The sequence below is a fragment of the Neorhizobium sp. P12A genome (assembly GCF_008365395.1).
Classification (GTDB): domain Bacteria; phylum Pseudomonadota; class Alphaproteobacteria; order Rhizobiales; family Rhizobiaceae; genus Rhizobium.
Genome location: NZ_QOVX01000024.1, coordinates 69,093 through 83,117, shown reverse-complemented (window position 1 = coordinate 83,117; position 14,025 = coordinate 69,093). Strand labels below are relative to the sequence as shown.

The window sequence follows — 14,025 nt, the reverse complement described above, 5'->3', positions numbered from 1 at the left end:
GATCGAGGAGTTGCGAGCGGAGGGAATGTCGGCGTGGAAGGCGGTGGTGGAGGCGACCGAGCACCGCATGCGGCCGATCATGCTCACCGCCGCCGCCGCGACGCTCGCCCTGATCCCGATCTCCCACGAAATATTCTGGGGTCCCATGGCCTACGCGATGATGGGCGGGATCGTTGTCGGAACGGCGCTGACGCTTCTCTTCCTGCCGGCGCTCTACGTCGCCTGGTTCCGTATCCCTCGCGAAGTGGAGCAGAACTGAAATGACAGGATCGCTCTCGCACCCTGGGCGCGTTGCCCAGGGATACCGCCATATTGCGACGATCGCGACCCTTCGTTGCGCGTGCAAGGCCGTCCCGGTCCTCGTGGCCCTCTCGCTTATCACATCGGGTTGCGCCAGCCGGGCGCAAGACGTTCTGCGGCCACTCGCCGTCGCCCCGACCGGAACCACTCGCGTCACCATGCTTGTCGCCACGACGCGCAAGCCTTCGGAGGATCCAGGCAGGCTCTATTCTGGCGACCGCGGGACGGCGATTTCCCTCAACAGCGTCGACGTGTCCATCCCGCCCGATCGGAACCGCAAGATCGGAGAGGTTCAGTGGCCGTCCCGCATGCCGCCGAACCCGCAAAAGGAGTTTGCGGTTACGCAGGTTGCCAAGGTACAATCCGAGAGCCAGGCTGTCGACTGGTATCGGAAGAACCGAAACGCGAAGCATCAGGTCATCATATTCGTGCATGGCTTCAACAACACCTACGCCGACGCGGTTTTCCGCCTCGCGCAGATCGTCCATGACTCGGGAACCGACGCCGCCCCGATTCTTTTCACCTGGCCCTCGAGGGGCCGTGTCTTCGACTACCTCTATGACAAGGAGAGCGCCAACTATTCGCGCCGCGCCCTGGAGGATCTCATCCTACAGGCTGCGAAAAGTCCCGACGTCTCCGATATCACGATCCTCGCTCATTCCATGGGCGGATGGCTTGCCGCGGAGGCCCTACGTGGCGTCGCCATGCGTGAGAAATCGATCCCGTCGAAGGTCAAGAATGTCGTTCTCGCTTCACCGGACATCGACATCGACGTGTTTCGCCGTCAGTTCACGGAGATGGGGCGCAAGCGGCCGCGCTTTGTGATTCTGACGTCGACGCGCGACAAGGCGCTGGAGGTCTCCGGCTGGCTATCCGGCGGGGTCAATCGCCTCGGCGGATCCGATCTCGGACCCTACGTGCCTCTTCTCGATGAACTCGGCGTTTCGGTAATTGACACCAGCGGTGTCGCCACGAAGGACCCGCTCGGTCACAGCGCCTTCGCCGACAGCCCCGAGATCGTCCGCCTGCTCGGGCGTCGGCTGGCGGGGCAGAGCCTGGATGGTGGAAAGACAAGCGTTGCGGATCAGATCGGGGTGAGTGCCGCGAATCTCGCAGGCTCAGCGGCGCGGTTTGCCGTCGCGGCGCCAGTCGCAGTCATAAGCCCGGAAGCGCGGGCGATCCTGAAGGAGGAACTCTCCTCCGATGGCGCACCTATCAAGGACGGACGAATATCGTACTGAAACATCGCCGTTCAGTAAGACCGAATGTCCGTCTTCGTGGCTGAGGTGGCTCGCCCTACACTGGTCTTCCGAAGGTTGCTCGGATAGGCGGAGCCGACCTCATCACAGGAGGACGAGCCGTGGCAGATTATAGAGAAGTGTTCGTTGGATCGATGTTGCTAAACTGAAGAATGCGATTGCTGACGCTTAATCCGGCCGGGAGGGAGAGATCCGCTTTTGGGGTGAGGTTGATGCATCGATGCAAGCATGCGTCGCGTCATCCAGCGGATAGCTGCAAAGTTTACCGCGTGCATTTCTGCTACGAGGCCAGGCCAACAGGATACGGGTTGCACCGGCTGATCCGATCGCTTGGCCATGAATGTGTGGTCGTCGCTCCATCATTGATCCCAGGGAAGCCGGGCGACAGAGTAAAGACGAACCGTCGAAATCGCGCTCGCCCGGCTATTGGGGGTCGGCGAGCTCACGGCGGTGTGGGTTCGCGACGAGGGCCATGAGGCGATGCGCGACCCCGTTCGCGCCCGGGCCGCAGCTGTCGAGACGTTGCGAGTTCACCGGCAACAAATGAGTGCGTTCATGCTCAAACACAATCGTATCTCTCCCGCAAGAAGGGCTGGACGATGCGATTTTGCGCCGGCTGCGGGAGCAACAGTTCGATCATCCGGCACATCAGATCGCCTTGCAGGAAATGGTCGAGGCAGTGCGGTTCTCGAAAGAAGGGGTCGAGCGCTTGGAAAAGGTCATCGAGGAATTCGTCCCGAATTGGTCTCTCGCGCCGGTCGTCCGAGCACTGCAGACGCTGCGAGGGGTTAATCTGATCGTCGCCGCTACATTCGCCACGGAAGTCGGCGACGTCACTCGTTTTGAGAGCCCGGGCCAATTGATGGGCTATCTCGGCTTGGTCCCTGGTGAGCGAGCAACGGGTGCGATGGTCAGACGAGGTTCGATCACGAAGGCAGGCAACGGTCGGGTTCGGCACAGGCTAGTCGCGCGGGGAAAACGGACACAGCCCAAACCCCGCGCCGCCAATCGCGGCTCTATGCTCGGCCGAGAAGTCGTTAGCAACCCGTTGGCCGACAGATCCCGTGGAACTGACGGGGCAGTAGTCGGCACACGCATCGGTTTACGACAGGCCAGACACCCGGTGCGCGTCAAGAAATCCGTGCTCCCATTCCTTTGCCTCGACCGAATCTGGCGCATATGGATTGGCGGAACCATCCAGGCGTTTGATGAAGGCTTCCGATCCCATCTCATACGGCGCGATCTCGTTGTCGCCGTCAGGGTGAAGAATGCCACGGGCCGTTCTGACCATCGCAAGCAGATCACCGTGCTCTTGGACCCCTTGCTGTACCAACTGGATCGCAATGACGCCGATGCGTCTCCATTCTTCGCTGTCACGTTCGATTTTCGCTTCACTGCAAAGCGTATCGAGAACCTTCTGGCATGTCGCGAGATCGTTGGAGTCGAGGGGCACGTCAGAGCGATAAAACGGGACGGTATTCATGGCAAATTCCTCCTTCCATTGCCGTGGTAACAACAACAGGAAAAGTTAATTTGCGCCGTTCAAACTTCAATCCTCCGTCGGACCGCGGCGGCGGCGAGGAATCCAAGTATCAGACGGTTAAGTGGCACATTTCTCAACGAGGGGCCATGATAAAGGTGCTGCATCCAGACGCTTCATCTTTTGCCGCGGAGCGTGAAAAACGTGAGTGCCGAAGGCTTGTCGTGATTGCGGCCGTCCACCTAGGTCGCTCCGGAGTCCTGGCGTTCACGCAATTCACGGTAGGCGTTGACGAGTGAGACTATTCAAGTCATGGCACTGGCCCAGCCGCGACGACCTGTCATGGTTGATTCCGAACTATCCGCTACCGCGTCGACGAACGCGACACCTCGGGACGCACCCTTGCGGCGTTCCGGGCATCGGAACAGTCTGTCGCACCGAGCCCGCGCATTTATGAATGGCCGAAGGCGCGACGACGCCGAATTTGGAATAGCGCGACATGGAGCGACATTGTCCTTCGGACCATCTTGCTGCCCAAGAATTCGCCATTTGAGTTTCGAACTTTTACGGTCTTCCTGTAGTTTTTGACAGGTGTCCGTATGAGGGCGCTGGAGAAACAGCGGATGAAAGCAGAGGCCATGGCAGAACTCGCCCAACTCGCAGCTTCGGTAGAACGACTTGCCAAACCGGGAATGAAACCCAAGGAACTGATCGCGGCCGTCTGCGAGGAACATCCCACGGCTTCGAAAAAGGACGTCTCGCGCGCTACCTCCTATGCCGTGATCATTGCATCCGAGCAAAAGTCCGATCGCATTACCGATCTTCACGAGATTGCCGTCCAGACCCGAAACAGCTACGACGAGTCTCAGTTGGATGATCACTGACAGACTTGACCTTAATCCAATAGGTGGCGGAGGCCGTGTATGGCAGCCTCTCTCGGTCTGTCGGCCGATTGGCGGCAACCGTCAGTCGCTTTGAACAGCAGCCGCGGCCTTCCGGATAACGTCGATGACGACGTTCGGTTGGAAGAGCATAGGCCCGTGGCTACTCCCCGCCTTGGTAACGGTCGCGCCCATGTGCTTCGAGACCCAGCGCTGCAGGTCCGGATGCACAGCATGGTCCTTCGTCGCGAGACCGTCGTGCAAGCCGGGTTGCGCCTGTCTGAGCTTATCAGCCTCGATCGAAGCGCAGTCACACTTGGATTCGGCGGGGACATTCAATTTTCGGCAAAGGGAGGAGGGAACGCGTCACGCCGATCACCAAAGTACTCCGCTGCAGAGGCCGTACTCGAACTGTCAGGTTTTGGAGGTCGTCGACGTCATCGCTGCGTTTTTCGCCAAGGACGGCGATGACGGTGAAGCTCGTACGGTGACGAGGGGAAGTGGCCAATCATCTTGCCAGTCGAGCAATGAAGTAGCCGATATAGCCCGCTGCCACCACCATCATTATGTCTCGCTCGATGGACGGGCCTGAGCGTGGGGTCGAGGACCTCACGGCTTCTCGCACAGCTCTTGCCGCCGCGCTCGCGTCTGCGGCCCGACCAGCATCCCTAGCTCCCGAATCTTCAGACCTTTCATCATCAGTGGCTGCACCGGTCTGGTCATCGAGCGCGGTTGAATCATAATCCAGTGGGCCGACTCCGTTCAGGGTGTCTTTGTCATCTAATGAGTTCTTGGGCATTGCGTTCTCCTTCTTTGCATGGAGAACTCCATACGGCTGCCTCGGTTCCCGGACGAGCAAACGAGCTTGTCTTAGGCCGGAGCCGCTCGATTTCGGACCTGTTGGCGGCGGCGATCACATCCTCCCGGCGACAGGGAAGACCTTCTTTCGAACACAACTCCCTGGTCGTGGTGGTGTTCCAGGTGGAGGAAAGGCGAGGCAATTCCTGCGAATAGGCACATTCCTCGCAGTCGCGCCTCGAGGCCGTTATCGACACAGCGATTGGATCGGTGGCACCGCAAGAGTGCTGGCGCACGAAAATTTGCCCTCTGGACAGCGAGCCGTGCGCGCCAAGACTCTCGGACAGTGCCGATGGTACCCCCCGGGTGCGATTTCCCACCTGGGAGCCCGATCAATTGTTCGGGATACCTGCGGAAGCCACCTGCGTTGGTGCTGAGCTAGAGTGGCTGGCACTTTCGAGAGCGAGCGGGCTCGGTCCTGACTTAACAGCCGAGCGACGGAACAACTCGTTTCCTTACCGGTTAGCTTGGCGACCGTCGAATCGAGAGAAATCTCGAAACAGACTTGGAGATTCCGTCCGAGATGATGCCTGTACCCCAGTCGACAGTATCGATTAGCCGCCCGAGCATCTATTATGTCAATCCTTTGCTGTTAGCAGGACTGGATCGTTGGAGCGAAGCCTTCGATCATGCCCGCGCACTCGGCTTCGACACAGTCATGTCCGCGCCGCCATTCCTGAAAACAGCCGGCGGTGGCCTGTTTTCGACTGAAGATTTTACCCGGCTCGATCCCACTCTCAAGTTAGAGGGGAAGACGGAGGACCTGCTTTCTATTCTAGTGGAAACCGCCCGGGCGAGCGAGATCGTGCTGATGCTCGACCTGGCCCTCAATCCGCCGACCGCCGGGTCCGGTGTGGTCACGCCCGCCCTCGATCCACGGCGGTCACCGAAAACATCCGCCGGCGGATATCTGGCCTTTCCCGACGGCCTACTCGAAGGTTGGGAAAAGCGCTTGGCGGCCTTTGCCGACTGCGGGATCGCCGGCTATCGGGTGCTGGGTCTCGACATGCTCTCCCCCGGCGGGTGGGAACGACTCATTGCTGGAGCTAGAGCGGCAAAACCGGACACGAAATTCTTCGCCTACACCCCTGGTACCGACTTTTCCCTGCGCGCGGCATTGGAACGCCGCGGCTTCGACGGATGTTTCTCCTCGCTAGCTTGGTGGGATCTGCGGGAAAGCTGGTTCTTCGACGAGTATCGGCTGCAGCGGCTCCTCGGCGCACAAGTAGCTTTTCCGGAAGCGCCCTTCGCCAAACGTCTCGCCCATGGGACCGAGGGCAGGGAGATCCGGGAACGCAGGTCGCTTAGGGCATTACGACTATCTGCCGAGATCGGCGATGGTCTCCTCGTGCCGATGGGTTTTGAGTTTGGGGCAGTCCTGCCGCTCGATCCAACACATGGTCTGGGAGAAGGCCTGCGGATCCTGAGAGCCGAAGCAACTTTTAATCTTTCGGCTGAAATCCGCGCGCTCAATGCGGCGCGTTCCAAAGCCAGTCCGCGCCTTTGTAGGAACGTCGAGACCTCTGGCCAGGTTGCCGTTGTCGTGCAGACCGATCGGGCGGACCTGCGGGTGGCAGAGAACGTCCGGCTGGTTCTGGTTAACAGGGACCTGCGCCGGTCGGCAAGCATCCCTGACGATATTCTTCACCACACCAGCGCACCCTTCCTGCCAATAGACGGGCTCAGGGAGCGACGGCTTGCACCGGCTGAGGTCCAAGTGCTGACGACAAAGTCCCGTCCAATGGTTGCCGCCGAAGCGGGGGCTCTGTCGTTGACCCAGGCGACGTCTTTGCCGCGAATCGCAATCGAAACTGTTGCGCCCGCGGTCGATGGTGGACGCTTTCCGGTCAAGCGGGTGATAGGCGATCGCGTGGTTGTCGAGGCGGACATTTTTGCAGATGGCCATGATGTTTTGGCTGCCGCACTGCTTTACCGCGCGGGCGATCAGGCGGAATGGTGCGAAACGCGCATGGCACTTTTGGAAAATGATCGCTGGCAGGGGGCCTTTCTGCTCGATCGCATCGGCCGGTTTGAATTCTGCATCGAAGCCTGGAAAAATCCATTTGCAATCTTCCGCCATGAGTTGCTGAAGAAGCACGATGCCCGTCTCGATCTGCACCTGGAGCTTATCGAAGGCGAAAAACTGCTGCGCCAGGCAGCGGCCGAACCGTCCGAAACGATGGTTGCCGACGACAGGGCAGAACTCGGCATACTCTTGAGCGACCTTGCAAGAAAAGATGCGAGCGGCAAACTTGAGATTCTTCTCGCGGCGCGGACAGGTGAATTGATGGCGCTCGCCGACAGGCGCCCCTTTCGGGTTCGATCGGCCGCCTATCCGGTCGACGCCGAGCGGCGGGAGGCCGCGTTTGCGAGTTGGTACCAGATCTTTCCGCGCTCGCAGAGCGGCGATCCCCATCGGCATGGCACCTTCGACGACGTAGTTGCGCGGCTGCCGGCGATCCGCGACATGGGTTTTGATGTCCTTTATTTTCCGCCGATCCATCCGATCGGACATACCAATCGCAAGGGTCGCAACAATTCCCTCGTGGCTGGCGCGAACGATCCCGGAAGCCCTTATGCTATCGGCTCGGAGGAGGGCGGCCACGATTCCATACATCCACAGCTCGGCGATTTCGACGGATTTCGTCGGCTGGTCGGTGAAGCAGCACGGTTTGGACTGGAGATCGCCCTCGATCTGGCAATCCAAGCCTCGCCCGACCACCCTTGGCTGAAAGAGCACCCCGGCTGGTTCGATTGGCGCCCGGACGGAACGATTCGTTACGCCGAAAACCCGCCGAAGAAATACGAAGACATCGTCAACGTCGATTTCTACACAAAGGACGCCGTGCCGGATTTATGGTCGAGACTACGCGACATCGTCGAGCTGTGGATTGAAAACGGCGTCAAGCTGTTCCGCGTCGACAATCCTCATACCAAACCGTTTCCGTTCTGGGAGTGGATGATCGCCGATATCCGCGCCCGACATCCTGATGCGGCATTCCTGTCGGAGGCTTTCACGCGGCCAAAAGTCATGTACCGGCTGGCCAAGATCGGCTTCTCGCAGTCCTACACCTATTTCACCTGGCGCAATACGAGATGGGAGCTCGAACAATACATGAGCGAGCTCACCCAGACCGCGGCAAAAGAGTTCTTTCGGCCGCATTTCTTCGTCAACACGCATGATATCAATCCGGATTTCCTGCAGGACGCCCCAAGGCCTGCTTACCTCATCCGTGCTGCCCTTGCCGCGACCTTGTCCGGTCTGTGGGGCGTCTATAACGGCTTTGAGCTTTGCGAGGGACACCCAGACGCCAAACGCAAGGAATATGCCGACAGCGAAAAATATCAGATCCGCGCTTGGGACTACGACCGCCCGGGTAACATCAAGGCGGAGATCACCATGCTCAACCGCATTCGCAGAGACAATGCCGCCCTGCAATCTCATCTGGGCCTTACACTGCTGCCCTCTTCCAATCCGAACGTGATGTTTTTCGAAAAGGCGAGCCCCGGACGTCACAATGTCCTTTTGGTCGCGGTCACGCTCAATCCGGATGCCGCTGAAGAAAGCAACGTCGAATTTCCTCTTTGGAGGTTCGGGATCGGCGATCAGGGGACGCTTGCCTTCGAAGATCTCGTCACCGGGGAACGATTCAATCGTACGGGCAAATGGCAAATAATCAGGCTGAACCCAGCCTATCTGCCGTTCGCCATTTGGCGCGTCAGCGCAGGAGAAAATTGAGATGGACAGCGCTTTCACCGAGGACAATCGACCGGATGGAGACTTGCTCTGGTACAAGGACGCGATCATCTATCAGCTGCACATCAAGTCGTTCTTTGATGCCAATGGTGACGGCATTGGGGATTTCGAAGGCCTTTACCAGAAGCTCGACTATATTGCCGGACTTGGTGTCAATGCCATCTGGCTTCTGCCTTTCTTTCCGTCGCCGCGTCGCGACGATGGCTATGATATCGCGGATTACCGCAATGTCAGCCCAGACTACGGGACCCTTGACGATTTCCGCAAGTTCGTCACCGCCGCACACGACCGCAGTATCCGGGTGATCATCGAACTCGTTATCAACCATACCTCCGATCAGCACCCATGGTTTCAGCGTGCTAGAAACGCACCGGTCGGCAGCCCCGAGCGCGATTTCTACGTTTGGTCCGACGACGACCAGAAATTCTCGGCAACCCGCATCATTTTCATCGATACGGAAAAATCGAACTGGACCTTTGATCCGTTGGCAGGCGCCTATTACTGGCACCGCTTCTACTCCCACCAGCCGGATCTGAATTTTGACAATCCGCTGGTGATGAAGGAACTGCTCGATATCATGCATTTCTGGTTGGAGACCGGAATCGATGGCTTCCGGCTCGATGCGATTCCATACCTCGTCGAACGCGAGGGCACCAATAATGAAAACTTGCCCGAAACTCACACGGTGCTCAAAGAGATACGCGCCGCACTCGACAACACCAATCTGGGCGTCGTGCTGCTTGCCGAGGCAAATCAATGGCCGGAGGACACGGCCGAATATTTCGGCGACGGCGACGAGTGCCATATGGCCTTCCATTTTCCGTTGATGCCGCGCATGTACATGGCCATTGCCAAGGAAGACCGGTTTCCTATCACCGACATCATGCGCCAGACGCCTGAAATCCCCACGAATTGTCAGTGGGCTATCTTCCTCAGAAACCATGACGAGCTGACACTCGAGATGGTTACGGACGCCGAGCGCGATTATCTCTGGGAGACCTATGCTTCGGACAAACGCGCTCGGATCAACCTTGGAATTCGGCGTCGCCTGGCCCCATTGATGGAGCGAGATCGGCGACGCATCGAGTTGATGAACGCCCTGCTTTTGTCAATGCCGGGCACGCCTATCGTCTACTATGGTGACGAAATCGGCATGGGTGACAATATCTATCTCGGCGATCGGGATGGCGTGCGCACACCCATGCAATGGTCGCCCGACCGAAACGGCGGCTTTTCCCGGGCAGATCCCGCGCGTCTGGTCTTGCCGCCCGTCGCTGACGCGCTCTATGGCTATGAGGCGTTGAATGTCGAGGCTCAGATATCGGACGCGCATTCGCTTTTAAACTGGACGCGCCGCATGCTGGCGCTGCGGGGCCGACACAAAGCATTCGGCCGCGGTTCACTCAGATTCTTGACGCCGAGCAACCGCCGCATCCTTGCGTATCTGCGAGAGTTCGGGGACGAGGTGGTTCTATGCGTTGCGAATCTCTCCAGGCTTCCCCAAGCCGTGGAGCTCGATTTGTCGGCTTTCGAGGGGCGCATTCCCGTTGAACTCACGGGCATGTCGCCCTTTCCGCCGATAGGCCAACTCACCTATCTTCTCACAATGCCTCCATATGGCTTTTTCTGGTTCCAGCTCAACGCTGAAGCCGACGGACCTGCCTGGCGGACTGCGCCGCCTGAGCAGCTTCCCGATTTTGTCACCATCGTCTTGCGCCGTGGCCTTGCGGAACTCATCGAACAACCGCACCACGCCCAGATGTTAAACCGTGACATCCTGCCGACCTACCTTTCCAAACGGCGGTGGTTCGGCGCTAAGGACCAGACGCTCCAGGAGGCGCGGCTGATTTCCGCAACGCCTGTCCCGTTCGCAGATGGTGTGGTGCTTGGCGAGCTGGAAGCCGTGCTGCCGGACCACGTGGAGACTTACCAATTGCCTTTGGCTGTCGAATGGGACGATACGATGCCCAACGTACTCGGACAGCAGCTGTCCCTAGCGCGCGTCCGTCAGGGCAGACGCGTCGGCTTCCTGACGGACGGTTTCGCCGTGGAGGCGATGGCACGCGGTATCCTGCGGGGTCTCTGCGATCGGTCGGTGGTCAGCGGACGGACGGGTCAGATCGAATTCCTCGGAACTGATCTGCTCGACGGTCTGGCGCTAACGGACGACATGCCGATCCGGTGGCTCTCGGCGGAGCAATCCAACAGTTCGCTCACCGTCGGCGACGCCGCGATGATCAAACTGATCCGTCATGTCTTCGTTGGCATCCACCCGGAGGTCGAGATGACGCGATATCTAACCGAGAACGGATATGTCCATACGGCGCCGCTTCTGGGCGAGGTAGCCCGGACCGATGGCGAGGGCCGCCGATCAACCCTAATTATTGTTCAGGGTGCTATTCGCAACCAGGGCGACGCCTGGAGCTGGATGCTGTCAAACCTCAGGCGCGCCGCGGACGAAATCGTTATCACAGAAGCGCCCTTTGAGGCGGCCGCTGAGCAACTGCGCCCCTTGCTCAGCTTTGTCGCAATGGTGGGCGAGCGTCTGGGCGAGCTGCATGCGCTATTGGCACGCCCGACGGACAATGAAGCCTTTTCGCCACGGCGGGCCGATAGCGACGATGTCGATCAGATCCGCAAGGCAGTGACCGGGGAGATCGCTTATGCCTTCTCTAAGCTAGCGGACCTCGGCGACGGCATTGATGACGATGTCCAGCTGCGAGTAGGATCACTCCTCCAGCGACGTGACAGCATCATCGATTGCGCTGATCGCGTTGCCCAGGGAGCAAGGGAAACGCTTCTGACGCGGGCCCATGGCGATTTCCATCTTGGTCAGATTCTGGTGACCGAAGGAGACGCCGTCATCATCGATTTCGAGGGTGAACCTGCCCGCAACCTTGCCGAGCGCCGTGCCAAGACGAGCCCGCTTCGCGACGCGGCGGGGCTTCTGCGATCACTGGACTATCTGTCGGCAACGGCCATGCTCGAGAACGATGCAATCTCCGATCATCATGACGAACGTCGCCGTGAGGTCATCAGACGATTTGGCCAAAGCGCCGAAGAGATCTTTCTGAACTCATACTCGCAGGCCCTTGCCGCTTCGCCGGATCTGCCGCGGGGGGACGGCGATATCAGGCGCGTCATCGATATCTTCCTCTTGGAGAAAGCTGCCTACGAAATCGCCTACGAAGCCAGGAATAGACCCAAATGGCTTCCGATCCCGCTCGCCGGGTTTGCAAACATCATAGACCGCCTTTCGGAGAGCCGCGCATGACGATCAATGTTCCCGACATTTTGTACGGCGTGGAATCCGGGGCGGTGCAGGACCTTATTGAAGGACGGAATGGGGATCCATTCTCGATCCTGGGAGTGCATCCAGGCGGCGATGGTCGATATAGCGTAAAAGCCTATCTTCCCGGTGCGCTCGGTCTCGATATCATCGATCGGGAAAGCGGTGTTCTTTTGTCCGAGGCCGACCTTGTTCATGCGGCTGGCCTCTTCGGCGCGGTCCTTGCCGGACGACGTCCCTATAGCCTCAGGATCCGCTGGCCCGACGCGGTTCAAGTGACCGATGATCCCTACAGCTTCGGCCCGCTGCTTGGCGACTTGGATCTCCACCTCATTTCAGAGGGAACCCACTACAACCTGGCCAGCACGCTCGGCGCCAATCCGATGACTGTGGAGGATGTTGCCGGTGTGCGCTTTGCCGTCTGGGCGCCGAATGCCCAACGCGTTTCAGTCGTCGGCGACTTCAATGCGTGGGACGGTCGTCGCCATCCTATGCGGCTTCGCCCGCAAGCGGGCGTCTGGGAGATTTTCGTCCCGCAGGTCACGGTCGGCGAGCGCTACAAATTCGAGATTGTTGACCGCCAAGGCAACCTCTTGCCTCAGAAAGCCGATCCAGTTGCGCGCGCCGCCGAGGCCGCGCCGTCGACGGCGTCATTGGTTGCCTCCTCCGATCCGTTCAGGTGGAACGACAGTGCCTTTCTATACAGCCAACGAACTGCGAACCGCTTCGAGAAAGCGATCTCGATCTATGAGGTGCACGCGGGTTCCTGGTTGCGCGATATGGAAGACGGGGGGCGCGCGCTCGACTGGGTGGAATTGTCTCAGCGGCTCGTCCCCTATGTCAGCGATATGGGTTTCACCCACATCGAACTCTTGCCTATCATGGAGCATCCCTTCGGTGGTTCCTGGGGCTACCAGCCGTTGGGCCTGTTTGCGCCAACCGGGCGTTACGGCACGCCGGAAGACTTTGCATATTTCATCGATCGCTGCCACGGCGCCGACATCGGCGTGATCCTGGATTGGGTCCCTGCGCATTTCCCAACCGATATTTGGGGTCTTGCCTGTTTCGACGGCACGCCGCTCTATGAGCACGAAGACCCCCGCGAAGGTTTTCATCGCGATTGGAACACGTTGATTTACAATCTCGGTCGTAACGAGGTCAAAGGGTTTCTGATCGCCAGCGCGCTTGAATGGCTCGAACGATTTCATATCGACGGGCTACGCGTCGATGCTGTCGCCTCGATGCTGTATCGCGATTACAGCCGGGCAGAGGGCGAATGGATTCCGAACCGCTACGGCGGGCGCGAAAACCTCGAAGCGATCGAGTTCTTCAAGCATTTGAACAGTATTGTCCACGAGCGCCATCCGCAGGTACTGATGATCGCGGAAGAGTCGACCGCCTTTCCAGGTGTCACCAAGGCACCCGCAGAGAACGGACTGGGCTTCGACTTGAAATGGAATATGGGGTGGATGCATGACGTGCTTCACTACATGTCCGACGATCCCGTCTTCCGAAAGTACCATCATGGCTCGCTGACTTTTGGGATGATCTACGCTTACAGTGAACGTTTCATCCTACCGTTCTCCCATGACGAAGTCGTCCACGGAAAGGGATCGCTGCTTTGCAAAATGCCAGGCAATGAGGGGCAGAAGATGGCTAACCTTCGTGCCCTGTTCGGCTTCATGTGGGGGCACCCTGGCAAGAAACTGCTCTTTATGGGCTGCGAGATTGGCCAACCTTCGGAATGGTGCCATGACGCTTCCGTTGAGTGGGATCTTCTCGATTACCCCTTGCATGTGGGCCTGCAGCGCCTCGTCCGGGATCTGAACCGGATCTACAGGCATTTTCCCTCGCTGCAGCATGGCGATACCGAGCCCAACGGCTTCCAATGGGCGGTTGCCGACGATGCCGAGAACTCGGTTTTGGGAATGCTGCGTTACAACGCTGGACGACGGGCGGCCATGCTCATTGTATCCAATTTTACACCGGTTCATCGAAGTGGCTATCGGATCGGCGTTCCCTTTTCTGGCCTTTGGCACCAGATCATGAATACCGACGCCTTCGTCTACGGCGGGGGAGGCCAGGGCCTTGGTGATCGCGACGCCGCATATGTGCATTCGCACGGCCATCAACAATCCCTTGCCGTCGAGCTCCCGCCTTTGACGACTCTGATGTTTTTTCACGACACCCAGTCAAACTAG

The 14,025-nt window shown here is 59.0% G+C and carries 8 protein-coding genes and 1 pseudogene; 7 read left to right on the top strand and 2 right to left on the bottom strand.

The features are described from left to right. From DTW90_RS32695 to DTW90_RS32685, 3 genes and pseudogenes are all read left to right on the top strand, one after another. Nucleotides 1-259, top strand: a 259-nt coding sequence (locus tag DTW90_RS32695; protein WP_149341924.1) for an efflux RND transporter permease subunit, incomplete at its 5' end; no start/stop codon positions are given. Between the two features lies 1 nt (nucleotide 260). Then, entirely contained in the window at nucleotides 261-1,541 is a 1,281-nt protein-coding gene (locus tag DTW90_RS32690; RefSeq protein WP_149343860.1) for an alpha/beta hydrolase, read from the top strand. A 119-nt stretch (nucleotides 1,542-1,660) separates the two neighbouring features. After that, a pseudogene (locus tag DTW90_RS32685) lies at nucleotides 1,661-2,526 on the top strand (IS110 family transposase); the annotation flags it as partial. A 135-nt stretch (nucleotides 2,527-2,661) separates the two neighbouring features. On the opposite strand, the gene DTW90_RS37405 reads toward DTW90_RS32685, so the two are convergent. Further along, nucleotides 2,662-3,042: a hypothetical protein gene (locus DTW90_RS37405; protein WP_188080129.1), complete on the bottom strand. Its 381-nt coding sequence runs from the start codon at nucleotides 3,040-3,042 to the stop codon at nucleotides 2,662-2,664. A gap of 620 nt (nucleotides 3,043-3,662) precedes the next feature. On the opposite strand from DTW90_RS37405, the gene DTW90_RS32675 reads away from it, so the two are divergent. Further along, on the top strand, nucleotides 3,663-3,923 hold the full coding sequence (locus DTW90_RS32675) for a hypothetical protein (RefSeq protein ID WP_149343858.1): 261 nt from the start codon (nucleotides 3,663-3,665) through the stop codon (nucleotides 3,921-3,923). An 81-nt stretch (nucleotides 3,924-4,004) separates the two neighbouring features. Here the strand turns inward: DTW90_RS32675 and DTW90_RS32670 are convergent, their stop codons facing one another. After that, the gene (locus tag DTW90_RS32670) at nucleotides 4,005-4,184 is read right to left on the bottom strand and encodes a hypothetical protein (protein ID WP_188080127.1); all 180 of its coding nucleotides are present in this window, start codon (nucleotides 4,182-4,184) and stop codon (nucleotides 4,005-4,007) included. A 1,117-nt stretch (nucleotides 4,185-5,301) separates the two neighbouring features. Between DTW90_RS32670 and DTW90_RS32665 the strand changes: the two genes are divergently transcribed. From DTW90_RS32665 to glgB, 3 genes are read left to right on the top strand one after another with little or no spacing between them, the layout of a single operon-like run. Then, nucleotides 5,302-8,517, top strand: a complete 3,216-nt coding sequence (locus DTW90_RS32665; protein ID WP_149343856.1) for an alpha-1,4-glucan--maltose-1-phosphate maltosyltransferase — start codon at nucleotides 5,302-5,304, stop codon at nucleotides 8,515-8,517. A 1-nt stretch (nucleotide 8,518) separates the two neighbouring features. Next, complete coding sequence (treS, locus tag DTW90_RS32660) at nucleotides 8,519-11,809, top strand: maltose alpha-D-glucosyltransferase (protein WP_149343854.1); 3,291 nt, start codon at nucleotides 8,519-8,521, stop codon at nucleotides 11,807-11,809. Then, nucleotides 11,806-14,025, top strand: a complete 2,220-nt coding sequence (gene glgB, locus DTW90_RS32655; protein WP_149343852.1) for a 1,4-alpha-glucan branching protein GlgB — start codon at nucleotides 11,806-11,808, stop codon at nucleotides 14,023-14,025. The genes treS and glgB overlap by 4 nt, the downstream gene beginning before the upstream one ends.

What these genes read in the sequence shown, in the direction of transcription:
- glgB (WP_149343852.1), top strand. Translation starts at nt 11,806, where the DNA reads ATGACGATCAATGTTCCCGACATTTTGTACGGCGTGGAATCCGGGGCG.
- DTW90_RS32665 (WP_149343856.1), top strand. Translation starts at nt 5,302, where the DNA reads ATGATGCCTGTACCCCAGTCGACAGTATCGATTAGCCGCCCGAGCATC.
- treS (WP_149343854.1), top strand. Translation starts at nt 8,519, where the DNA reads ATGGACAGCGCTTTCACCGAGGACAATCGACCGGATGGAGACTTGCTC.
- DTW90_RS32675 (WP_149343858.1), top strand. Translation starts at nt 3,663, where the DNA reads ATGAAAGCAGAGGCCATGGCAGAACTCGCCCAACTCGCAGCTTCGGTA.
- DTW90_RS32690 (WP_149343860.1), top strand. Translation starts at nt 261, where the DNA reads ATGACAGGATCGCTCTCGCACCCTGGGCGCGTTGCCCAGGGATACCGC.
- DTW90_RS37405 (WP_188080129.1), bottom strand. Translation starts at nt 3,042, where the DNA reads ATGAATACCGTCCCGTTTTATCGCTCTGACGTGCCCCTCGACTCCAAC.